General features: G+C 43.6%; 19 protein-coding genes. 3 read left to right on the forward strand and 16 right to left on the reverse strand.

The window, feature by feature from the left end:
* Nucleotides 1–220 precede the first annotated feature (220 nt).
* A complete protein-coding gene (locus W293_RS0101235) occupies nucleotides 221–958 on the forward strand; it encodes a TetR/AcrR family transcriptional regulator (RefSeq protein WP_025650719.1) in 738 nt (245 codons plus the stop codon).
* 306 nt (nucleotides 959–1,264) lie between these two features.
* Here the strand turns inward: W293_RS0101235 and W293_RS0101240 are convergent, their stop codons facing one another.
* Complete coding sequence (locus W293_RS0101240; RefSeq protein ID WP_025650720.1) at nucleotides 1,265–2,947, reverse strand: NAD-dependent malic enzyme; 1,683 nt, start codon at nucleotides 2,945–2,947, stop codon at nucleotides 1,265–1,267.
* A 36-nt stretch (nucleotides 2,948–2,983) separates the two neighbouring features.
* Between W293_RS0101240 and W293_RS0101245 the strand changes: the two genes are divergently transcribed.
* Nucleotides 2,984–3,196, forward strand: a complete 213-nt coding sequence (locus W293_RS0101245; protein ID WP_025650721.1) for a hypothetical protein — start codon at nucleotides 2,984–2,986, stop codon at nucleotides 3,194–3,196.
* A gap of 270 nt (nucleotides 3,197–3,466) precedes the next feature.
* On the opposite strand, the gene W293_RS0101250 is transcribed toward W293_RS0101245, so the two are convergent.
* The 8 genes from W293_RS0101250 to W293_RS0101285 form a co-directional block, all read right to left on the reverse strand.
* A complete protein-coding gene (locus tag W293_RS0101250) occupies nucleotides 3,467–4,600 on the reverse strand; it encodes a M14-type cytosolic carboxypeptidase (RefSeq protein WP_025650722.1) in 1,134 nt (377 codons plus the stop codon).
* Between the two features lie 399 nt (nucleotides 4,601–4,999).
* Nucleotides 5,000–5,926 carry a bestrophin family protein gene (locus W293_RS0101255; RefSeq protein ID WP_025650724.1) on the reverse strand — a complete coding sequence of 309 codons (927 nt, stop codon included), beginning with the start codon at nucleotides 5,924–5,926 and terminating at the stop codon, nucleotides 5,000–5,002.
* Between the two features lie 332 nt (nucleotides 5,927–6,258).
* Entirely contained in the window at nucleotides 6,259–8,622 is a 2,364-nt protein-coding gene (locus W293_RS0101260) for a TonB-dependent receptor (protein ID WP_025650725.1), read from the reverse strand.
* Nucleotides 8,623–8,830: 208 nt separating this feature from the next.
* Complete coding sequence (locus W293_RS0101265; protein WP_156915591.1) at nucleotides 8,831–9,088, reverse strand: hypothetical protein; 258 nt, start codon at nucleotides 9,086–9,088, stop codon at nucleotides 8,831–8,833.
* Between the two features lie 173 nt (nucleotides 9,089–9,261).
* Nucleotides 9,262–10,746 (reverse strand): MFS transporter, encoded by a 1,485-nt coding sequence (locus tag W293_RS0101270; protein ID WP_025650727.1) that lies wholly within the window; start codon nucleotides 10,744–10,746, stop codon nucleotides 9,262–9,264.
* Between the two features lie 201 nt (nucleotides 10,747–10,947).
* On the reverse strand, nucleotides 10,948–13,122 hold the full coding sequence (gene fhuB, locus W293_RS0101275) for a Fe(3+)-hydroxamate ABC transporter permease FhuB (protein WP_025650728.1): 2,175 nt from the start codon (nucleotides 13,120–13,122) through the stop codon (nucleotides 10,948–10,950).
* Entirely contained in the window at nucleotides 13,119–14,141 is a 1,023-nt protein-coding gene (locus tag W293_RS0101280) for an ABC transporter substrate-binding protein (RefSeq protein ID WP_025650729.1), read from the reverse strand. The genes fhuB and W293_RS0101280 overlap by 4 nt, the downstream gene beginning before the upstream one ends.
* A 59-nt stretch (nucleotides 14,142–14,200) precedes the next feature.
* Entirely contained in the window at nucleotides 14,201–14,965 is a 765-nt protein-coding gene (locus W293_RS0101285) for an ABC transporter ATP-binding protein (protein ID WP_025650730.1), read from the reverse strand.
* A gap of 166 nt (nucleotides 14,966–15,131) precedes the next feature.
* Here W293_RS0101285 and W293_RS0101290 point away from each other — a divergent pair, with 166 nt between their 5' ends.
* On the forward strand, nucleotides 15,132–16,355 hold the full coding sequence (locus tag W293_RS0101290) for a siderophore-interacting protein (protein WP_025650731.1): 1,224 nt from the start codon (nucleotides 15,132–15,134) through the stop codon (nucleotides 16,353–16,355).
* A 318-nt stretch (nucleotides 16,356–16,673) separates the two neighbouring features.
* On the opposite strand, the gene W293_RS0101295 is transcribed toward W293_RS0101290, so the two are convergent.
* The 7 genes from W293_RS0101295 to W293_RS0101330 form a co-directional block, all read right to left on the reverse strand.
* Entirely contained in the window at nucleotides 16,674–17,705 is a 1,032-nt protein-coding gene (locus W293_RS0101295) for a hypothetical protein (RefSeq protein WP_025650732.1), read from the reverse strand.
* 134 nt (nucleotides 17,706–17,839) lie between these two features.
* Nucleotides 17,840–18,310, reverse strand: coding sequence for an acyl-CoA thioesterase (locus W293_RS0101305; RefSeq protein WP_025650733.1), 471 nt, complete (start codon nucleotides 18,308–18,310; stop codon nucleotides 17,840–17,842).
* A 129-nt stretch (nucleotides 18,311–18,439) separates the two neighbouring features.
* Nucleotides 18,440–20,161 carry a fatty acid--CoA ligase gene (locus tag W293_RS0101310; protein WP_025650734.1) on the reverse strand — a complete coding sequence of 574 codons (1,722 nt, stop codon included), beginning with the start codon at nucleotides 20,159–20,161 and terminating at the stop codon, nucleotides 18,440–18,442.
* Between the two features lie 119 nt (nucleotides 20,162–20,280).
* Nucleotides 20,281–21,483 carry a 3-oxoadipyl-CoA thiolase gene (locus tag W293_RS0101315; RefSeq protein WP_025650735.1) on the reverse strand — a complete coding sequence of 401 codons (1,203 nt, stop codon included), beginning with the start codon at nucleotides 21,481–21,483 and terminating at the stop codon, nucleotides 20,281–20,283.
* Nucleotides 21,484–21,691: 208 nt separating this feature from the next.
* Nucleotides 21,692–23,275, reverse strand: coding sequence for a 3-hydroxyacyl-CoA dehydrogenase (locus W293_RS0101320; RefSeq protein ID WP_156915592.1), 1,584 nt, complete (start codon nucleotides 23,273–23,275; stop codon nucleotides 21,692–21,694).
* Between the two features lie 105 nt (nucleotides 23,276–23,380).
* On the reverse strand, nucleotides 23,381–24,157 hold the full coding sequence (locus tag W293_RS0101325) for an enoyl-CoA hydratase (protein WP_025650737.1): 777 nt from the start codon (nucleotides 24,155–24,157) through the stop codon (nucleotides 23,381–23,383).
* 155 nt (nucleotides 24,158–24,312) lie between these two features.
* Nucleotides 24,313–24,960: a hypothetical protein gene (locus W293_RS0101330; protein ID WP_025650738.1), complete on the reverse strand. Its 648-nt coding sequence runs from the start codon at nucleotides 24,958–24,960 to the stop codon at nucleotides 24,313–24,315.
* Nucleotides 24,961–25,313: the final 353 nt, after the last annotated feature.

Consider the following 25,313-nt stretch of genomic DNA (forward strand, 5'->3'; position numbering starts at 1 on the left):
CTTACACGGATAATATAATAAAAAATTATAAAATAGTAATTAATATTACCTTTTATAAAGTTATAAAAATACATATTAATACTAGCCTAGTTGCTTTTATCTTATAAAATAAATCTTACATTTGCAACAGAGTTCATTATAATGGTAATTATAATTATCCTAAATATTAACTGCTGGTTTTAAAAATTGATAAGCTAGAATTATCAAGGAGATACTAAATATGAAAACCACTCGCTCAAAAGCGCAAGCAAGTAGCAAAACTGACATTGATAAAAAAAGCGCCAAAAATAAACGTGGCAAACATAAAAGCAACTCTGCTAATTTGACTGCTCAAACGGAGTCTTTAGCCTTAGCGCCATTGTCCGATATGCGCCCTGCTACTTTAGATAAAATAGAGAAAGCCGTACGCCAGCTTTTTGCTAGTAGTGATGCTAGCGATATTACGATGATACAAATTGCTAAGGCTGCAAACGTCTCGTTGCAAACACTCTATAAGTATTTTGGCGATAAACAAACGGTACTTTATACTATTATGGATATAGTGCTTGGTAGGCTAGCGACAAGGATGATGGATCATTTGCAAGGTATTGATAGCGTAGAAGATCGTCTGCGTAAGACGTTATGGGTGTGCTTAGATTTTGTCGACACTCATCCTGACGCCGTGATGGTGTTATCGAAGGTATCGATAGCGCGTTTTCATAACATCGCTATTTACAATAATAAAGAGCTTATCAATGCTTTTTTGAGCGTGCTTGAGGATGGTCAAAAGCGAGGGGTACTGGTGGAGACGGTTCCACTGCATATCTTATTTGACGTGTTTATGGGGTTTATCAGCCGTCTCGGTATTATGAAAACGATTCGTCAAGCAGATGCCCCGCTCAATGCAAATTTTGATGCATTATTTGATATATTATGGCGTTCGATGTCAAAACCTGAGGCAATGCAAAACTCGTCTTAGTAGCGCTAGAAGAAGAGAGACACCACTTTAATAAAACCCTCTTATCAGCCGTCCTGAATTAGTTGACTACCACAATAATGAAAAAAGCCAAATGCTACTTTTAACGGTAACGTTTGGCCTTATTATATGTATAGTCAAAATATCCTAAAAACGCGACGGTATTGCTGATATCAATTTTTTGTCGCCTCTGTCTGCGCAGGCACAGCAAGCAAGAAAAATAGATATCAGCAGTGTGTGATGGTTCGATATTATTTTTCACTGACTATATTTTATTATGAGTGCTTTTTAGCAGCTACTTTTTGACTACTAAAAAGAAGTACGACGATAGTTGCGGTATTTTGGTAACCAAAAATTGGCTTGTAATTGACGTTCTAAATTCTCTGCCGTGACAGGTAGCGCCAATTTATCTTCAATTGCTTGTCGTGCAACTGCGTAGGCTATTTTTTCACTGATCTCTCTAATGACTCTAATTGGCGGTAATATTGCACCTGGTGCTTTTTCATATTCCATAGATATATCTGCCAGTGCTTGGCTTGCGGCCATTAACATATTATCGCTGATACCCGTCGCACGTGAGGCTAACACTCCTAGGCCAATACCGGGGAAAATATAGCTGTTATTACACTGCGACACTTCGAAAGTCTGACCTTCAAAAGTGGTGTGAGGAAAAGGGCTTCCGGTTGCAATAATTGCGCGACCTTTGCTCCAATTGGTCACTTCTTGTGGCGTTGCTTCGACACGAGACGTTGGGTTTGAAAGCGGTAAGACAATGGGATGTTCAGTATTAGCACATAACGTTTCGATCACCTCTTGGGTAAACAGACCTTTTTGGCCACTGACGCCAAATAATACCGTTATTTTTGCTTGTTTCACCACTTGGGCTAAACCAAGCTTCTTACTTTTATCCCAATTTGCAATGGCCGATTCTTTTTGTACCAACGGTTCTTGGAATTTTTGTAGCTCTGTCATGCTATCAGTAAGTAGGCCATAACGATCCACCATAAATACTTGGCTACGCGCCTGCGCCTCCGTTAACCCTTCACGCTGCATTTGGCGAATGATATGCTCGGCGATACCGCAACCTGCAGATCCTGCACCCAAAAACGCTATTTTTTGTTCGCTAAGCTTTTGACCCTTATTTAAACACGCTGCAATCAAGGTGCCGACTGAAACAGCAGCAGTACCCTGAATATCATCATTGAAGCAGCATAATTGGTCACGATATCTATTCAATAATGGCGTCGCGTTCTCTTGGGCAAAATCTTCAAATTGCAATAATGCCTCTGGCCAGCGACGTTTGACCGCTTGAATAAACAAGTCTACAAACTCATTATAGTCATCACCAGAGATGCGTGGATTTCTCCAGCCCATGTACATAGGGTCGTCAATTAGCTGTTGATTATTGGTGCCGACGTCTAACAAAATCGGTAAGCAGTAAGCTGGGCTAATACCACCACAAGCCGTATATAACGCTAACTTACCAATGGGGATTCCCATGCCGCCAATACCTTGGTCGCCTAGGCCTAATATACGCTCACCATCGGTGACAACGATCACTTTTACGTTTTGTTTGGTGGCATTTTGCAGCATGTCATCGATTTTATGGCGCTCAGGATAAGAGATAAACAAACCACGTTTGCGGCGATAAATTTGCGAGAATTTTTCACATGCTTGACCAACCGTTGGGGTATATATGAGCGGCATGACCTCTTCAATATGCTGTTCAATTAGATGATGAAATAAGGTTTCATTAGTGTCTTGTATATTACGCAGATAAATATGCTTATCCATATCACTAGTGAATGAGCGCAGTTGATGATAAGCGCGCAGAGATTGCTCTTCAATCGTCTCAATGTTATGAGGTAGCAAACCTGTCAGATTAAAGCTATCACGCTCTTCTGATGAAAAAGCGCTGCCTTTATTTAGTAAAGGGGTTTCTAATAATGCAGGACCTGCAAAGGGAATATATAGTGGACGTTTGGTTTGCATAATAAAGTCTTCTTATTAATTATTAAAGGCGTATGAGTGAAAAATCAATGGGTCAAATATTTTACTGATTTATTAGAGCGTGTTGAAAAAATCGTAGTGGTGAACTTGGTAAAACAGCCACTCTATGATGAGTGTATCATGACCAAAAAATTGCAGAGCAATAATGCGGAATTCAAAGCAGAAGCGGTCAAAAGAAGGCATGCTTGTCGTCACAGCAACCTATTATACTGCAGTGATGGCCGTTCTTGAAGGAATCAAGCCACTTAAACGCCAATTAAAAATAGCGGAAGAGAAATGAGAGATATTAAATAAGGAAGGATTAAGCTTTAAATAATTAACCTAAATATTTAACTATAGTCGATATACTCTAAAAAGAACATAGCGCTACTGGGACGCTGTCTTTAAATGTAGGTTGCGCAGCCTATGGGGACGCAGCACGTAAGTAACATTTATACCAGTAGCGCGTTTAAATTTATATAATCGTTTTATTTTCAATGAACTATAATATCAAACTATTCACTAGCGTAAATCATCAACGACCGCCAACATAGCAACTAGCGACGCTTCACCCAGTTTAGCAGAACGCTCTGGCGACCAGCCTGTATCCTCAAAAGGTAAATTATTATTGTCTTTAAACGGCATCTCTAAAGTATTGGCAAGGCAATCAAAACGTTCCGCCACCCAGTGAGTTGCGATAGTCATGTTGGCCGTACCTGGCGCATCAACGTCATAGCCAACTTCAGACTGAAAATCAGCACTGGCTATCTTTAACATGTCTGAGAATTTATCGCGTAAACGGGCAAGGCGGTCACTATAACTTGGTGTGCCTTGCGAACCCGCTAAGAATACATAAGGTAAAGCTTCATCACCATGCACATCATAAAATAGGTCAACGCCTGTCGTCTCCATTTTATTAATGACATGAAAGACTTCAGGGCTTTTTTCTAAGCTTGGATTGAACCATTCACGGTTTAAGTTCGTCCCAATAGCGTTGGTACGCAGATGTCCACGCACACTACCATCAGGGTTCATATTGGGTACAATATAGACGTTCGCTTTTTCTAATAATAATTTAGCAGTAGCGTTATCACTGTCTAAGAGGCTATATAATAGTCCCTCAACCAGCCACTCAGCCATGGTTTCGCCCGGATGCTGACGCGCCGTGATCCAAATGTTGCGTTTATTGACCTCATTATTGCCATCGCTAATGTTAACTAAGGTTAAATCGCGCTTATCCAGCGTTTCGCCTAAATGTTCTAAGGTTACCAAGGGATGCGTTTGTACAGCTGCCAATAAGTCTTGATGACGCTCATAACTGTACGGGGCAAAGTAGGCAATTTGAATGGTATCGCATTCAAGCTCTACCGTTATGGTCAACTTGCCATCTGTATAAGAGGTCGGTAGACGGAACCAATACTCCCGATCATAGGAGGCAACCGCTTGGTAATTCTCCCAGCCTGCAAGGTAGGATGCCTGCCCTGCATTCACAATATTCAGCACATACTGCTCGCCCACTTCACCTGATAGACGAAAGTTAAACCACTGAAAAAATTCTTCGCCAACGTCAGGACGAATCGCCAACTGAATATTGTTTTTATTGTCCAAGTTAATAACGTCAATATTACCCGCATCGAAATTTGCCGTGATATGCATAACTTTTCCTTCCTTCATTATTATCATCGTTTTTGAGACTGCTTACCTTTAAGCTGAAACAATAACAGTCTGGTTAACTCATCTGACTCTGTGTCTTTATGAGCTTAAATATAACATTTTTTCTTTAGATGTCGCCTCTTCTTTGCTGCCTCAGCGTGCTTTTTCAAGCATCACTGCCAAACATCGCTCTCAAACGTTATCCGCAAAAGATTAACCATCATTATCTTCTCAACTTATCGAGATTAAGCCCTTCTCTTTTATATGCTCAGTCTTAAATAAATTTAAAAGACAGTAATCATTTCTCAGCCTCAAAATATAAGAAAGCCTGTCACGCTGGATATTTTATAGCATGACAGGCTTAACAAAGGCATGTGCTCAATCTAAGTGATAATAACTAATTTACTGTAAATAACCATCTTCAGACATTAATTCAGGGGGAAGCTCCGTCTCTCCCAATGCTTCGAGCAGATTGATTTCGATGGTGCGGGATATAGCAGTGAGGGGCAAGTGATTGGCAGCAACGCCAAAAGGATCGGTAATTTCTTCATTGAGTGCATCTAAACCAAAAAAAGTATAGGCAATGACACCGCAAACCAAAGGAGTGACCCAGCCCAAAGATGTTGCCAAGCCAAAAGGCAGCATAAAGCAATATAGATAGGTGGTACGATGCACGAGTAAGGTATAGGCAAATGGCAAAGGCGTATTATGAATGCGCTCGCAAGCTGCCAATACTATCGTCATCGAGGTCACACGCTCATCCATGTTCTGTATCATAAGATCTGATGATAGCTGCTGGCGTCGACTATATCCGAGCTTTTTACCCATTAGGCGCAGTAGATACTCGGGTAGATTGCCTGCTTGGCGCATACTAATGTGATGCTCCGGCTCTACAAATCGCTCGACATCCTCCCATGGAGACGTCTTGCGAAGCCTGTGCCGCAGTGCGTGCGTAAAAGCAATCGTCAGATGAATCATAGACTGCTGTGTGTGGCGTCCAGTCTCAGTTTCATCATCTATAAAAGAGAGGACTTGGCGGGTAAAGCTACGAGCATCATAGACCAGTTGCCCCCATAAACACCGACCTTCCCACCAGCGTTGGTAGCTTGCATTGTTACGAAAGCCTAAAAACAACGATAAGGCGATACCAAGCAAGGTAAATGGCGCAGCACCATAAGAGGAAAAAGAGCTTGGAAACCAATGCTGAACCGCTGAAATGATGGCACTTAGTAGGGTAATCAGCAAAACTTGGGGGTAAATATGGGGTATGACAGAGCCGCGCAAAGTAAAAAGTATTCTGAATGCATTCGGTTTTTGCCAAACGATCATGAGAGCTTCCTATTAATATAATATTGGTACGCGCGGTATCAAATACATGATTTGATCGATGATGCGATTAGCCCATTTACACAGGCACTAGCGGCTGGGGTAATAATGACTGGCGATTTTAGCATTAAATCTTTTACCGCTGTTGAGGCAGTTGTGTAATAAGTAGAATACAGTTATTAAAAAATGGAATATTTAGGGCGTACGCCATAAAATTACCCCCATCAGTTGCATCCAACTGATGGGGGTAGGCTTAAATTCTTATATCAAATCTTTAGATCAAATCCTTTTTAGATAACGTAAAGGATTTGTAGGGCATGTCATCGTACCCTTCTTTAATAATCTACAGTGTAGCTCAAGCCGTAAGTTGTGCCCGAGGCAGGTAGACGATTCAAGTCGCCATAAGTTGTTTGATGATAGACCGTTAGATAATCCTTATTGAGTAAGTTATAAACCCCATAGTCTACTCGGCCTACTGGCATTTTTACTTGTCCCAAAACGTCTAGTGTCATATAACCTGTCACTGGCAATGCGCTAGAATCAGGGTCTTTCTGTTGATCCTTAAAGGCTTTATCATCATCGCCAATTGCTAACGCTTGTAGACGTACATTACTGCCTTCATCAAAGTTGTATTGCGCAAATGCGGTGCCTTTAAGTGGCGTCAAGCGCACGGCATCGAGCTCCAACCAATCGCCATCTTTGTCGTACTGACCACGGGTATAGGCGACACTGCCACCCACTTGCCATTGCTCATTAATATCGTGACTGAATGAGCCTTCTACGCCGTAGACACGCTCATCGGTATCGACCACTTCTACCGTATAGTCATTGGTAAAGCGTACCGTTTTGTCTGATTCGTTATAAAAACCGCTCAAGCGTGCCGCTGTATCACCGTGTTTTCCTTGCCAACCAAACTCATAGTTATTGGTTGCAATCGGTTGAACATTGTCTGAATTAACCACGAAACCGGCACGCACATCACGCAGTGCTCGCTGTATATCTGCGGTATCAAGACCTTGTGAAAAATTGGCAAACAATTGATCTTTCGGTGTTATCTGATAGCTGGTACCAAGATTGAAAAGTACTTTGTCATGGTCGGTGTTGCCTTTTTCTACGTCGCCTGCTTGATAGTCAATGCCATAAGCTGCACTTGTCCCGCTAATAGCAGCACTATTAAAATACTCTTCAAGCAGCTGCTCATAGATGGGCGTAAAGGTATCAGTCTCTGACTTCAATTTTTGGTAACGCACACCAGCACTGGTATGCCACTTGTCGGTCAAGTCAACATCTGCATTGACAAAAGCACCCCATTTATCGATGGTGGTATCTGGTCCACCACTGTAAGTAAGCCCATTGGTTTGGGCGGTCAAGCCATTACTAGCAATAAACGTGTTTAGATCTTGACCATAATAGGTCTGCTCACTGTTTTCGCGTTCGACATCCACACCATAACTAAATAGGGTATTTTTGCCTGCGATTTCGGTTTCAGTTTGCATCGCTGCACGCAGACCCATTACCTCAATCTCTGCTTCTGATTGAGTGACAAATGTTGCAGCGCTCTTTAGTTTTTTCAATGCAATTTCATCAGTGAGGCCATTTGCCTGCCATACTTCAGCTGCTTGGTCTCCTGCAGTTTTACCTGAAGGATAAAAACGACCCTTTTCGTTTCTGTAGTAGCCCGTTACACTTAAGCTAGAACCTGAACCCGCAAAATCATCATCACTATAATTTAAATTCACGGAGCTTTTTTCGGTATAAGGCTGGTTTTCTACGTTGGCGCCGTCAATAGCTTTTAGAGAGGGTATCTCGCCAAATAATACACCTAAACCCTTACCATAGTCTGGGCCATAGTCGGTGTCCTGCTCATCTTTATAATAAGTCACGGCGAGATCAAGACGTTGGCTATCAGTGAGCTCCATACCTAAGCTACCATTAACACTCAAAGCCTCGGTATCTTGTTGGTCAGTTTGATTGACGTCTGGGCTGATGCGATTGTCATGACTATCGAACTTGCCGCCTTTAGTATCGTAATCCACATCTAAGCGACCGTAGACTCGCTCACCGCCATAGCCCAATGTCTGCCCTACATGATAGCCCAATGAGTCTGAGTCAAAATCGCGACTGCTACTGACACCGACTCTAGTCTGTCTGATAGGTCCATATCCTACCAAAGATTTGGTCACAAGGTTAATCAGGCCACCTGACGCGCCAGCACCATAGATACTAGTGGCACCCGAAAGCACCTCTACCCGCTCAAGCTGTGACGTATCAATACTGTTAAGCTCACGTGAAAGACTGCGTGAACCGCTTAATGGTACACCATTTAGCAAAAACTGTACTGGACGGCCATGCATGGTGGTGCCGTAGTTACTGGTCGAACCACTACTGGTACCCAAGCTCGGAATCAGCTGTGCCAAGATGTCACCAGTAGTACGATTGCCTGTCGCCTGCATCTGCAGCTCATTTTCGGTAATTACCTGCGTGACGGCAGGCATCTCGCTAATTTTTTGTGCCAGCGCCGTACCTGTTCTGGCGTTAGCAGTGACCGTAATGGCATCCAAAGTCACGTTTGGCTCATCACTAGCAGCTGAATTTTCGACTGTATCTGTCGTTGAAACGTCGATATTAGTTTCTGCATATAGTTGTTGACTGATACAAAGGGTAAGAACGGATAGAGCAACTTGATGATGGCGTTTCATAATTTTTTCACTTAGGTTATTTCACTTAGTTGGATAAATAAACAGTGATATGAATAATATTTAGCTAATAATACAGTGTGTACTAACTTTGTGAATCGTATTGTAAATGATAATCATTTTTATTTCTATATGTATTTACATCTTGTTAGTAAACGCTTATTTGTACTGTTTTTAGATATCGCTGACTATTTAACCTCTGATATTTTCATTAGTTATTGAATAACTTATCTAGCTCATTATTACGATAGGCCTCAAAAAACCGCTGAAATTTTGCCTCATCCTCTCTATGCTTCTTTTGACAATCTGATAATAGCTGCTGTGCTACATCAACAGACAATATAAATACGCCGTCATTATCCATAATGGCAATGTCGCCTGAATGAATCGTCGTTGCCTGCTCACCGAAGCGATAGCAAATATCGGGTGCTAGTGTGCCTTGTACTTGGTTACTCTTGAAGGTAGTCACAGCGCTGATACCCTGTGCAAACACAGGGAAACTTAACTTACTTTTATCCAGTGGGTGAAAAGGACAATTGATTAATGATGCCCACTGTTCTGCGGCGATTAATGCCTAGTGCCAAAAATCAATGATATTTCCGTCTTGATAAGTTAAAGTAAACCCCGATACGGGGTGTTTGTTTATGGGGATCGTGGTAATTTGCACGCTGAAGGGATTGTGAATAATAAAATCACCGCGATGACCACCAGTATTTCTTGAATCGAGCTTGCCATGCCGTCACTACTACCTGCTGCTAATAACTGCGCACTTCGACTGCCTATATAAAGGGTGGACAGCGTGATAAATATAGTAGAGATGATACGGCGACTGATGTTATTAAGGGCGGCTCCCTCAGTGACCGCGTCTTTGGGTAAGCTGCTAAAACCAACGGTAGTGGTCGGCAGATACGCCAAACCTACCCCAATACCTCGCACACTCATAATTAGCATTAATAGCCAAAGCGTAGGCTGATACAAGCACCATGCCAGCATCAAAGTAGACAGCGCACTAATCGCAATTCCTACGATGCCAATCCCTCGGGCACCTTGCTTATCTACCATCTTGCCAGCGTAATGCGTGGTGATACTGGCCACGAGCGTCGCGACCATCAGGACAATACCTGTCCATAAAGCACTTTCGCCCATCACATCTTGTATCACCACGGGCAATAACAAGAGACACAGCATCAAACCGACTGTTTGGCTAATGCTGATGATATTACTGTGCAAATAGGTTTTATTATTGAACAAGCGCACGTTTAATAATGGATATTTCTGCCGCCGCTCATATGCCCACCAAACCATCGCGGACAGTAGAAACCCAATAGATAATAAACCCAACGTGGCTATCTTTAATAAGCCATCACTGCTGAGTAGCCCGCCAGTGAAGTCTACCTTCAGCGTACTCAGCCACACCATCATGGTCAATAGCCAAATGAGTAAGCTGATAAACCCAATGGTATCGAAAGGGCTTTTTTTATCATGTGAGCGCATATCAGGTATTAACCACCACACCATCGCCATGACCGCCGCACTGAGTGGCAAGGTAATGGCAAACAGTGTCCACCACGCAAACTGCTCAACCAAGTAAGCACCGACCAAAGGGCCAAACGCCAACGACATCATAATGACAATGCCCCATAGCGCCATTACTCTGCCGTGCTGTTTCTGCGGATAAATCTGATATAGCATACCAATAGACAGCGGGATAATCAGACCGCCACTCAGTCCTTGTATGGCTCTGGCAATGATGACAAAGCTCATGCTAGACGCCAGCATGCCAATGACTGAGCCCAGCATAAATCCAAAAATTGCCGCCAAATAAACATGCTTAAACGGAAACTTTTTGTTTAAGTAGCCACTCAGCATTAGCCCTACACTCATGGCCAAGACATAAGCATTTAACACCCAGCCCCCCATCACGATATCGACATCAAACGCCGACATAAAGACAGGAATCGCTGGATTGAGCGCACTATTACTAAAGCTGACCACCGTACCGCCGAGCAGTAGTGTCAGTAACACCTGCTGTACCTGTTTGTCGGTAAAGCCATTACCACTACTATTCGAGGCTTCGTTTATAGGCGACTCATTGGTAGATGCCTTATTTATAGGGGCGTTGCTCATTAAGCAGCGGCACCATAAAATTGGGTGATGGTCGGCATGACTTGCTCCTAGTTATTATTTGGCTAGCCTGACGAGCACGTCATCCAATCTTGCTGAAATTTAGCATCGTTATTCTTATCAAAATGCTGATCAAATAAGGTTAGATAAGCCTCTGCTGAATGAAGTCAAAATTGTCGGCTATTCAATGCTTGCAGACATGAGCTATCTATTTGCTGAGGCTGGCACCTTACGAATGAGCCATAAGAAATATCCACCACCGATAATGGCAGCAATCGTGCCCGCAGGCAGCTCATAAGGAAAAATAACGTAACGGCCAATCCAATCTGCTATCACCATTACCCCTGCCCCTAAAAGCGCAGCTAGTGGCAATTGCCGTTCAAGCTTCACAGCTCCCAGTGAAGTCGCCAAATGTGGCACCATCAAACCAATAAAACTCAACGGGCCAACGGCAAGCGTGCTAGCCGTACTAAGCGCTGCTACTAATGCCAATAACGATAAAGTCACTAGCGTAACTGCCACACCTAAATTACGCGCCACACCTGTACCTAGTCCAAGGACACGTAAAGGCTTAATCAGCAATAGACTGAGTATAAATAAGATAGCGGCAATGCCAATGAGATACCATACTGTACTAGGCTGAGCGCTATAAGTCGTCCCTGAAAGCCAGCTGAGCATTGCTTCTAGACGCGGATCTCCTGAGAGCTTGACCATATGCATCACCCCATCCATCATGGCGGCAATGCCTATACCTACTAACAATAAATAACCTGAGCTGACCCTGCGTGCCAGCCAAATAATCAATAGCAACACGGCCATCGCCCCTGACAGTCCTGAAACCAGCAACGTCCCTGCTCCCGCGGACAGCCCTAAACTTGGCAGTAATAAAAACCCTAAAATAACCCCAAGTGCGGCGCCTGAACTGACACCCAATACCTCTGGACTGGCCATAGGGTTACGCGTTAAAGTTTGCAGTAGCACACCGGCGACCGCCAACATCAAGCCTGTCGCTGCAGCACTCAAACTGCGAGGCAAGCGGTATTGCTGAGTGAGCGCCCAGTCAGTACTGAGCCCCCAACCATTGATGTCTTGTACAAAAAGACAAGCTAGCATGATGATAGCGATCACACCAACGCCCCATCGCCAAAAGGCAATAGATGTATGCTTACCCGCAAGCATAGGCGTCACTGTCTCTATCCGCGCGCGGCGCTGACGCAAAATCAGCCAAATAATCAGCGGCGCACCCAAGATACCTGTCATGGCACCAGCTGGAATCTGCATATCGAGCATTGGCTCAAGCAGTAACGCGACATTACTGGTCAACAATAACAGCAGTGCCCCCAACCCAAAGGCAGTGGCCAAACGCTTACCAATCGCGGAGATGCCCAGCGCATTGACCAAACTTGCCGCACCAAGACCAATGAAACCAATTAAACCAACTTCACTAATCACTAAAGCGGTCACAACGGCGACCACCAATACAACCAGTGCCCGAATCCCATTAATAGGCACACCCAAACGTTTGGCCTGCGTGTCATCTAGACTCATTAGCGTTAATGGTTTCAATAGTGGCAGACATACGACCGCCATCAAAATAGCAGTGATGACTAGCGCGATACTGGTATGCCAGCTGTTTTGTGCCAAAAACCCAGCCGCCCATGACAGCATGCCATTACTACGCTCAGCGAAAAACAACACCAATACATTGGCCACGGCTGCCAGCAAAATATTGACCACCAAACCAGCCAGTATCAAAATCAATGGGTTAAACCGACTGGGTGCTGATAACGCAAACACTAGACTCATACTGATGATAGCCCCCACAAAGGCCACATAAAGTCCACCATAAATGGCCAAGCTCGGCAAAAACAACGTGACGATGAGCATAGCCAACTGCGCACCAACGCCCACCCCTAGCGTCGTATCGGATGCTAAAGGGTTTTTTACCAATTGCTGTAGCAAGATACTGACCACGCCTAACAGCCCGCCAGCTAATAACGCCACCACACTGGTCGCCACGATATGCAGCTGTATCGCCATACTGGCAATGTCCAATTGCGAGCTTGGTATCAACAAATCACGGAATGGGCGCGTCCATTCTTGATCTATCAGTACCCAACTGCTCCATAATGATAGAGCCGTTAATCCGATGAGCATGACCCACAGTCGCCAAGATATATTGGTAAATAGAGAAGTTTGAGGTTTGGGTTGGTTCGGTGGCGGCGATGACTGTTTTAATGATGACGTTGATGAGGGTTTTGAAACCGTTGCTGATTGAGAGGCTAATGTCATCGTATGAGCACTGTCGTTATGAGAACTGTCGGCGTAGTTATTGATATGGTTATTGTGGTTGTTGTGAGTATCTGCGTTGGCGCTCATAGTACTTCCCCGCCTTTTAATGAAACTTCTGACAAGTTATTTGCTAGGCTAACCAATGATGACATCCCACCATAAATCCATACTGGTGGTAGCTCGCCCACACAGCGGGTATTACCATAATCCAGGCGCTGCCAAATTAAGCTGTCATCAATTTCAGCTCTAGTAATTGGGCTTAGTGGATCGATAATTAATAGACAAGTCTCATCATCTAATTGCGCCAAATCTCCCATTCGTATTGGCACAAACCCCCACTGATTGCCCTTGCCCAATACTACAAGCTCTCTACCCATCTGCTCTAACGCAGGCTGAAATAAGCTGTTTGCCACATACATACGCATGTTATTGGCATCCGCAAACTGTACCACTGCAAATTTCTTGGCTTTTGGATAGCGCTGCTGGAATTGCTGACTGGCCAGCTGTATGTCTTTCTGACTTTTTACAATATAGTCTTCAGCCATCTTAGGGTTATCAATCAGTATGCCTAGCTCTCGCGTTGGTTCGGTATAGTCAGCCCACGTTGCCGTCTCCCCCTTGGCGGCAAACATCACAGATTCAGCAGGCACGTCCCCGTAGAGGTTGCGCGCATGCTTATAAAAGAAGTTATCCACCACCAGATTAACGGGTAATTGGGCGATGAGTTCTGCATTGGGTTGATAGCGAATGCCCAAATCAATAATTGAGCTCGGCAAGGTAGGCGTACCTACCCACCTGTCCCACACTCTGACATCGCCAGTGGCAATCGGTGGATGACCCATAGCGGTCAAGGTCGCCGCATTGCCCCAGTCAGGGGAGGCAATATTAATGGTGTCGTTAGTGTGGTTGGTTTCGCCAGTATGATTGTCTGCTTTTGCAGCATTTTTAGAATGTGACTCATCAAGCTGGTCAGCGCTTTGTGCGGTCGTTGTATTATTACAAGCCGTTAAGACTAAACATACTGAAACGGTTAACCATTTTAGGGTTGTTAGTGGCAAAACGGTTGACGGTTTGGACGATTTATATTTATAAAAAACAGGACGCATAGAAGCATATCTTTGTAGGCGAGTTAAGAAGAAAGAATAAAAAAAGCAAATACCGAGCACTACGCCACTGCGACGGGCTGACCAGTGACTGGATGGCTAAGTAACTGCATATCGATATTGAATATATCGTGCAATATTTTGGGTTGCATGGTGCTGGACACATCACCGTTATGACAAACGTGACCGTTCTTTAGCGCAATGATTCGATCTGCATACTGCGCGGCCAAATTAATATCATGCACAATGATGACCACACTCAAACCTTGCTCATCGACTAAGCGACGAATAAGCTGAATAACCTCGATTTGATAATGTATGTCAAGGGCAGCCAGTGGCTCATCGAGTAACAGATATCTGGTATCTTGCGCCAGACACATCGCCAGCCACACTCGGGCGCGCTCGCCGCCTGAGAGAGTCGCGGTAATACGGTCAGCGAACGCTTCTGTTTGAGTCACTCTCAGCGCTTGCGCGACTTTTTCTTTATCCATTTGGGTTGGCTTTTGCAGCCATTTTTGATGTGGATAACGCCCTAGCATGATCAGCTCACGTACCGTAAATCCAGCCGCTTCAGGCAGTTGCTGCGGCAAATAAGCCATTTGCCGCGCCAGCTCTTTACTACCGTAATCGCTAATAGATCGCTCATCCAAAGTGATGCTACCGCTACTACTGCTCATCTCGCCTGCCAAAGCTTTAATCAAGGTCGATTTGCCCGAGCCGTTATGCCCTACTAGGGCGACCAATTGATTGCTGGCAATCTCACAGCTCACATTGTCTAGTAAAGTATTCCCTTGACGACTAATAGTCAGTTGATTTGCACGTAGCATATAGGCACTCACGGTTAATAAAATTAATGGTCAATAGAAATCGTTGTCGGTAACTTGATATGACAATAAAAATCGATTTTACTCGCAAATGATAATAAAAACAATTATCATTACCAAAAAATAAATAATCTTGTTCCTCAATTCACTGTTGCTTGTGAGTATTAATATGACCGACGCCCTTTTAGCTGCGAACAAAAGCACGCCTAACCAAGTACGCCCCTACACCTTGATAAATGACCCTGAAATAACGAACATTATTGCTCATCTCAATGAAGAGCATTTTGATGAGCTACTTGGGTTTCTCGGAGTGTTTACCTCGTTGTCTTTAAACGAGCTTAATAACATAGACGTGCAGTTAACCGCTATCTACTCTGAGGGTATCGAGGTACAAGTACAGCCCAAAAATCAAGAACAACAGCCTACCGACTCTCAAAATAAAACTCTTTATGATCAGACTTTTTTTATTGGGTTTGCAACCCCCATTACAGAGCCTGATGAGTTACAAACCCAATATATTTTGCTCAAACAAAGAGCGGATAAAAAGCTGGGTAAAAAAAGTATCAAATTGACCAAGCAAACCTTTATAGTTCAGGACAGCTACAGAGTCAGCAAAAATATGCTGCGTCTTACATTAGACGTGCCAGCATTAAGCCTTCCGGCATTAAGTGAAAACGACCCATCAAATACCAACCCAACCTCGATACCCATGAATGAGGCCGGTTATGCGTATTTGTTTGATTTAGAACACAACGTCATTGCTAGCAATCATATAAATAGCGGTATAAAAGACAGCTCGCACCCCGCTCGTCCACATTGTTATTACACCCTAAGAAAAGCATGGCAAAACTCTGATGGTCTGCAAGCATGGGTCGATGTCTTTGTCCATGGGAATACCCCGGGCGGGAATTGGGCGACAGCCTTGCAGGCAGGTGATACGGTTATCACTAAAAGGGAGTTTCCAGAGAAGGTTGAGCATTTGCGCGATGGCCAAGCGCTACTGATCGTCGATGAGACTTCGATGCCAACAGCGGCACGTTTGCTAGAGCTTTGGGACAATCCTAAGCCACCATTGATTGTGTGTGTCACGCAAGACGCAGCCGATCAAAGCTATTTTGATGATATAAAAATAAATCACGATGTCAAAGGCAGTATTGACGGAAACTTTACCGTACTACCTATCGTAATCGGTTCAATAAACTCAGAGCAGAGTTTAGCCACGTTAATCGATAGTAAGCTAAGCGATTATTTGACTGAACATCCATTGCAAATTGATAAGGTTTGGGGCGCACTAGAGGCTAGCACGGTGAAGGCGCTGCGACCTATGTTAAGAGAGAGATTTGAGCTCAGCCGTGCAGAAGTCGTTGTGAAAGTGTATTGGCGTCAAGACTGAGTCGACATAAATGTAGCATGGGCTGAATGGGCCAGAACTTTTGAATGACGCTAACGAGACTATAGATAGAATTGGTTTACTATAATTGTGATACAAGAAAGACGATACGAGCCTTTGCCAAACTGAGACTTTCTTAAAAACGGTGTCATTGCTTACAATCTCTTAACAACCAAATAAGCAATGACTAACCAAAAGAACTTTAACCAGAAGGTATGTTGAACCTAATCCGAATACAAAGAAGGTAAGTGAAAGTACGATAAATAGTCGACTAAGCGCCTGAGACCGTATCGGATTTATACATGATTGACTATATTCAGCTTAGAATTCGTATTTGGCCATTATTTCAACTTGCTGACCTTTTTTTACCTGTGACAGCGTTTTGTCGCTACGATCCCGCCACTCAATACCAATGTCTAGATCTGGTAGATACTCATAGACAAGGTTGATACTTTTTACATTTACAGAAGTATCTGCCTCATCATCCACCATAATTTCACCATAGCGCATGTTGCTCATCAGTTTCTCTGTGAACTTGTGCCTGTAACCGACCGTGTAGCCCGTTTGCGAGACAAGCTTACCGTCTTCCGCATCACAATCTAAATCGCCCGTCGTGCCAAGGGCTCTTCCAACACAGACGGTAGAATAGACGCCCATCCCTTTACCGTTATATACGCTCGCATGTAGCGAGTCATTGCCCAGTTTTAGTTTACCAGCCAAAGAGACACCGACGCCTACATCCGAATCGTCTCCATTTTTGGCCTCACGAGCAGTGACCGCCACATTATAGCTAAGATCAGATATATTATTCTTGTAGCTAACTACCATATCAGGCAGATTGGCTTCATCATAAACAGGGTCTTGAGCGGTAAAACGAAACCCTTTATGAGTGTAGTGCACCGTCAAATCTGGACGAATATCAGCGCCACCACCAGATATAGTACCCAATCCCGTACCCCGAAAGTCAAGCTGATCAGTCAAGAGCGGATAGACTGCTAAGAACTGACCATTCCACGTCTTACCGACGGTCAAATCATCGACCTGAACATAAGCATGGCGAAGCCGTAAGTCTGAACCACCGTTTGCGGCATTGCCATAAAAATCACCTTCAATAAAACCGGTTAATTTTTTATCTTCTACATTCTTTGTGGTTTTAACATTAATCCGAGATTGTCGTCCACTTCCTTTAAACTCAGACTCCCCTTCATCGGGAGAATAAAATATACCTTCTGCTTTCACATAACCACCGATACTTAAAGTAGTATCTCCATTGGTGACAAGATCTATCGCTTGTGCCTGTACGCATGCCCCAAGGACAGCCAAACCAAAAGACAATTTTTTGATATAAAGCATAACCTACACATTCCTTGTGTTGTTTTAAAATCCATTTAAGTTAATTTAAATTCATTAAAATCTCTGCTGCTACCGTGCTTTTAATACCATAACTATCAGCGCCACCTTTTTGTGTAAAACCCATGCAGCCTATTTTAGTTAAAACTTTCGAAAGCGGTAATCGCGGCTTTTTTGGTATCATCGATGTTTTTTTTCTGCCCATTCGCTTTATCAAGATATACCAGCACGGACTCACTCTTAGCAACGATGGTATTTAACACCGTACTATAATAGGTATATTCATGAATCAAGCTGGCATTACCAATTTTCTTAACTCGAACCCCAATCCATAAGGTATCGGGGTGAGTCACGGGTTTGAAATATTGACAGGATGATGCTGCCATGACGGAAAAAGTGTTTTCATTAAATAGATTTAATTGACTGTTGTAGTAAATTCGAGCGTTTTGGGCATAAGTGTAATAGACCACATTATTGACGTGACCAAAAGCATCCATATCGCCCCACGCTACTTGTTGAGAGTAGATAACCGCGAAGCCATGCATGGGATGGTTTTTGTCTTTATTAAGCGTCTCTTGTATTTCTGGTAATATCGCTAAAGCTTTCATAGTTTTCTCGTCTCATCATGCCAGTGAACGTACGTGTTATTGACACATACGTTAAAATTATTAGGGTCTGTTGAACATTCAAAAAAAAATTTGCAATTATCTTTTGCAGTCATCGATAGAATTTTTGGATTAAATGAGTTTTTCTGCGCACATTATCCGCATTCTTTTCTTATCGAGCTTACCCACACTGGTTCTTGGCATTTCTGCTAAAAACTTGATTTCGCTTGGCACGCCATACTTTGGTAAATGGCCTTTCTCTACCGCTTGATGACCTAAGGCTAAAATATCCTCCGCTTTGATATCGACATATTCAGGTTTTAAAACCACTAACGCTAAAGGACATTCGCCCCATCTTTCATGCGGCACGCCAATGACGGCAACATCAGCGACACTGGGATGGAAGGATAAAATAGTCTCGACCTCAAGCGAAGATACCCACTCACCACCAGACTTAATAACGTCTTTGAGCCTATCCGTAATGCTTAGAGTACCGTCAGAGGTAATACAGGCAATATCTTGGGTATGCATCCAGCCACCGCGCCATAACTCATTGCCAGCATCTGGGTTTTTAAAATAACTCTGGGTCAGCCAAGGCGCTCGAATCACAAGCTCTCCTGTCGATTCTCCATCCATTGGTAAAGCTTTGCCGTTTTCATCCCAGATCTCCATTGAGACGAGCATAATGGGTGAGCCAGATAAACACCGATAATTGAGCTGATCCTTCATTTCCATCGAATCCGTTTTATCATCGAACACCGCTCTCGATAACACGGGGCAAGACTCTGACATCCCAAATCCAGACATAAACTCAATACCGCTTTCAATAGCTGCTTTGGCCAAACCTTCATTCAACTTTGAGCCACCGAGTAACAACTTCAGACCCTCAAACTTACGTCCCCGTGCTGCCATCTCTTTTAATAGCATCTGCAAAATTGCTGGAACGCCATGTGAAAGCGTGACTTTGTGCTGCTCAATTAAATCCACCAACGTGGGGGCTAGATAGCGCCCTGGATATACTTGCTTAAGCCCTATCATGGTTGCCCCATACGGCCAGCACCAAGCATGCACATGGAATAATGGCGTCATTGGCATGTACACATCATTGTAGCGCGCGCCTTGACCTTCGGCATTTAGCGCAGATGCTAACGTACTTGCCAGCGTCTGCAATACGATCTGGCGATGGGTAAAAAAGACGCCTTTTGGGTCGCCCGTCGTGCCACTCGTATAAAATGTCGTGGCGATGGTATTTTCATCGAAATCTGGAAAATCAAACGCATCACTAGCAGCTGCTAGCATGGCTTCATATTCACCTTCGACATAATCTGGCATGCTAGCTTGCTCAGTTTTTGTATGGTTTTTTGTATCGTCTTCGCCATACTCAGCATCATCAAAGCCAGTATCATCGAGCCAAACAATTTTCTCAATAGAAGGGGCTTCATGACGATAGTTTTTAGCCATTGGCTCAAACTCAGCATTTAGCAACAAGGCTTTGGGCTTAGCATGATTGATGGTGTACAGCACTTTATCTTCAGCCAAGCGTACATTAACCGTTTGTAAAATCATGCCAGACATCGGCACGGCAAAATACGCTTCAAGGTAACGATGACTGTCCCAATCCATAACAGCAACCACATCGCCTGCTTGTAAACCCATGTTTTTCAGGACGTTTGCCAAGCGATTAACGCGCTTAAAAAATTCAGCATAGGTATAAGTAACCTTATCGGCATAACTAATGGTTTGATCCGTAGAGGCAATTTTTGCACGGTTTAGCAGCTGTTTGATAATTAAAGGAAAACCATACGCTTCTTCAGCTTGTTGGTAGTCCTCATGTTGGTTAAGTATAGAAGTCATTATTGTCGTCCTTGATAATAAAATAGTATGGCGAGGGCATATAGTTGATTCAATTTAAAAGAAGGGCAAGGCAAGCGAGGTTAACGTTGTCACTCTTTTACAGTGGATTAACGAAAGAATTAAACTCGTTCTATTACCATGGCAAGCCCTTGCCCAATGCCAATGCACAAGCTGACCACTGCGTATTTTTCGCCCGTACGCTGTAGCTCGCGCGCTGTGCTCAATGCAAGTCTTGCCCCTGATGCACCCAGCGGATGTCCGACAGCGATCGCCCCACCATTGGGGTTGACACGCTTGTCATCAAAATCAATATCTAAACCTTTTAGACAGCCGAGTACTTGCGAGGCAAAGGCTTCATTAATCTCAATGATGGACATGTCATCAAGGGTCAGCTTGGCACGTTTTAGTGACAATTTGATGGCCTCAACAGGTCCTACGCCCATAATATTAGGCTCAACACCCATAGCACCAGATGACAGAATCTTGGCAATAGGCTTAAAGCCTAATTTTTCTTCTGCCTGCTTTGAGCCAATAATTAAAGCCGCTGCGCCATCATTAATACCTGACGCATTACCTGCTGTGACGACCCCTTCATGATTTAAAGGCTTAAGTTTTTGTAGCGCTTCGACAGTAGAGCTGGCGCGAGGATGCTCATCTTCTGCTATCGCTTTTTCAGGTAATTTTTTACCTTGCGATACCATGATTGGCGTTATTTCCTCGTCAAAGAATCCCGTTTGTTTGGCGGCTTGGTATTTAGCTTGCGAGGCTGCGGCGAATTTGTCTGCTTGCTCGCGAGTGATACCATATTTGCGAGCGACGTTATCACCCGTCTGCGGCATGCTGTCGCTGCCAAATTCTTTAGTCAAAAGAGGATTGGGAAAGCGGCTGCCAATAGTTGTATCGAATACTTTAAATTCACGACTAAAAGGCTGCTCAGTTTTGGCAAACACAAAGGGCGCGCGGGTCATTGACTCAACGCCACCTGCTAAAAATATATCCCCCTCATTACAAGTAATTGCGCGAGCGGCATCAATGACAGTAGATAACCCTGAAGCACATAAACGGTTGACGGTTTGACCGGGGGTTTTGACATCTAGTCCTGCTAGCAATGCAGCATTACGAGCGATGTTGCGTGAGTCCTCACCGGCCTGATTGGTGTTACCGATCAGCACTTCATCAAAGATATCGCTAGGTAATTGATGTTTTTCAACCAAATCTTTCATCACTGTGGCGATTAAGTCATCAGGACGCACGGTTGCTAATGCTCCACCATGGCGACCAAAAGGGCTTCTTAATCCATCATAAATATAGGCGTCTAACATAACTGTTCCTTGTTGTGTTTGAGAATTTGTCTGATTAAAATGTAGGGTTTATAGTGAATTCTAAATAAAAGAGTTACGATTGTTTAATCGTACTACTGGTATAAATTTTTCTTGCTTGCTGTGTCTACGCAGACAGAGGCTGCAAAAAATTCATCCCAGTAGCACTTTATACATAAAGTAAGCTGACCATAGAAAGATTGCCATGCTATTAGCATGAGAAATTGCTCTGTTGAGTAAATAATGAGATGCCTAACTTGGCACGGCGCTGTAACCATGGGCTTGGACGGTAACGCGGATCACCTGTTAACCCATAGATACGCTCTAAGATAAGTAAAATACGCTCGGCACCAAGCTCATCTCCCCATGAGATAGGACCATACGGATAACCCAATCCAAGCTTGACGGCATTGTCGATATCTTTTGGTGTGGCAATACCTTGCATCGCAATATCGCAACCTAAATTAATGACCATAGCAACGACTCGCTGCGCCACAAAACCAGTGCTTTCAGTAATCAGCGTGGCATCGATAGCCATATTTGAGCCCTCATCCGAGCTTTTACCAAACTTATTATTTCTAGAAAATAGAGCATAAGCTTGCGCCACAAACTTATCCTCTGTAACGATACTTGGCATGAGAGTACGATGCTGGGATAAGTCAGTCAGCATATCAATGGCGACCGCTTGCTTTGGATTAACTTGATAGCGAATAGCCGCATTGGTGGTATCTTCGCCATAAATTGCCAGTAATATTAAACTGTCAGGATTTGGCTGATCATTATCGTCGATAGTGATGTCATTAGCGTTTAGATGATCAATCAGCTGTTGTTTATCTTCTGCTAAATCTGCGCCAATCCAAACTGAGAGGTTGGAGGTATCGGAATCTGTCTTATAAGGTAATTGTTGATTTGTATTTGATGTCACTTTTTGACCGTCTGTGTACTGGTAGAAGCCTTCACCAACTTTACGACCAAGCTTGTTACCCGTTAGCATTTGACGGGTCAAAGGATGCGGACGATAGCGAGGCTCAAAGTAATATTGGTTATAAATCGACTCCATCACTGGATGCGAGACATCGATACCAGTGAGATCCAGTAGCTCAAACGGCCCCATTCGAAAGCCAGCGCCATCACGTAAAATACGATCTATATCCTCAAAACTAGCAACGCCCTCGCCTAATATTTTCAACGCTTCTGTGCCATAAGCTCTACCGCCATGATTGACAATAAACCCTGGAGTATCTTTTGCAACGACCCCTAAATGCCCCATGCGTTTGGCTAGAGTTGTAAGCGTTTCTACTACTGAAGATTTGGTAGAGAGTCCCGGAATCACTTCAACGATTTTCATTAAGGGTACTGGATTAAAGAAGTGAAATCCTGCCACGCGCTCTGGATGCTCACAATCGGAGGCTATTGCCGTCACCGCTAGCGATGAGGTATTGGTTGCCAAAATCGTCTCGGCAGGGACAAGGCTTTCTAGTTGCTTAAACAGCTGCTTTTTTATGTCTAAATTTTCAATGATTGCTTCAATAACGACATCAACATCGGCAATTTTGGCTATATCTTCAATCACGGTTAGATTCGATAAAGTAGACTGTAGCTGCCCATCGGTGAATTTGCCTTTAGCCGCTAGCTTCTCTAACATAGCTTGAAGCGATTGGCGTCCTTGCTCGGCAGCGCCTGCTTTGGCATCAAATAAAAGCACTTGAATGCCTGCTTGGGCGGCGATTTGGGCAATACCCATACCCATGATACCGGTGCCAATAATGGCCAATGATTTAACAGTCATAATAATCCTTTATATGGTCTTGTTAATTTATATACTCTTATTGAATAGTCTCGTTTTCAAAGTATATATGCTGTTTCTTTCTATGCTTTGAGAAATTTACGCTTTGACAAGCTACTGACCTTTATAATTCGCGTCACGCTTTTCTAAAAAGGCTTTCGCGCCTTCCTTTTGATCTTCGGTATCAAATAAAATTTGAAAGGCTTTACGCTCCAAAGCTAAGGCGGCTTGTAGCGGCATATCCATCCCAAGATTGGCGACTTCTTTAATTTGGGTTAACGCAATAGGCGAATAACCTGCGAGTTGTTCAGCGATTTCAATAGCACGATTAATAGTCGCCTCATCTTCGACCACTTCAGAGACCAGCCCCATTTGATCCGCTGCATCAGCGCTTATCATGTCGCCTGTTAGTATCAGCTTCATGGCTTTATGTTTGCCAATCACGCGAAACAAACGCTGCGTACCTCCTGCACCGGGCATCAGTCCGATTTTGATTTCTGGTTGTCCAAACTTAGCAGACTTGCCAGCGACGATGATGTCGGCATGCATAGCAAGCTCACAGCCACCGCCAAGGGCATAGCCATTTACCGCCGCGATAATCGGCTTACGACAATTGGTGATAGCATCCCAATAACGCTCGCTATGACGGAGATACACATCAACCGTTTTGGCGGTTAAGAAATCATTGATGTCAGCACCAGCCGCAAACACCTTATCACCACCCGTCAGCACGATAGCTTTGGTCTTTGGGTCATCGTTTAATTTGATGAAAATCTCTGCCATTTTTTCGCGTAGTTCAGTGTTTAAAGCATTGCGAACCTTGGGACGATTCAGTCTTATCACACTAACGCCACTATCTAACGTTTCACAAATAATGATTTGCTCTTCCATGATGCTGTCCTTTAAGTAATGTCCTTAAGTAAACTGCTGTCACCCTTAAAACACACTAAAAATTATGATTATTAATACCGCATAGCGATATTAGGTGTAATGGACAAAATTCATGCTAAAAAGTAGAAGGTAGTCGCTAATGGACATAATTCATGCTATTTGAGTGACTTCGACCCTAAAAAGTCTTTAATAAACCGTAACTTACGGTACTCATTTAACCCATGATGACTGTGCAATTGTCGCTTTAGCTCACTGAATAACCCTTCAAGAGAATTGGTCGTATTTGGTATATCTAAGTGCTCATATTCTCGATAAGTAAACAGCCAGTTACTATTGGTTCGTAGACTACGATAAGCACTTCTAAGACGCTTGTGCGTGTACCACGTTCTACCAGTATCAGTATTGATGCTACGTTCACTAAGATAGGCTTCATGAGTCAAATACCAGTGATCTAAGCGCTTTATGAACGCTGTCTTATCAAGCTGTATTATGTTTAAAGCGAGCTGTCTAAGCTCAATACTGGCGATGTTCTTAGGGCGACGAGTGAGGTAGCGGGTCACTATTTGTACTTGATGAAACTGGCACATTTGACAAGGTATACCGGTAAATAGCGTACGCAGTCCTCGTCTACCATCGCAGGTAATACTTTGTATATCAACGCCTAACGATGCTAGGTGATCAATCCCTTGCTTATAAGCACTATTAGTTTCATGACTGACTATCGCGTAATAAAGAACGGTTTTAGTGGTGTTATCCATAAAGACCATTAAACCAAACTTGCGACCAAAGTAAGTGGTGTCCATGATGATATTAGCAGTCTTTGGTCGTTTAACCTGATACTCGATACTGACTTTATCTAAGCGTCTTTGAATGGTTTTAAGACTACAGTGGTATTTATCAGCCAGTTGTTGGTAAGTCTGTTTACCTTGGGTATATTCAGTCCAAAGTGTTTGGTTATTGAGTCTGTTGCCACCTAAAAACTGCCGTCTGCAAGCTAGGCATTGATACTGCTGTTTGCCAAGCTTACGTCCATTCTTCTTGGTGTGTTTATCACTACAAAAAGGGCAGTTTTTTGATTCATGGCGTTCATTCCTTGCAAATATAGACAGTATATAGCGTTAGACCCTATGACAGCATGAATAATGTCCATTACACC

The organism is Psychrobacter sp. TB67 (assembly GCF_000511065.1).
GTDB lineage: Bacteria > Pseudomonadota > Gammaproteobacteria > Pseudomonadales > Moraxellaceae > Psychrobacter > Psychrobacter okhotskensis.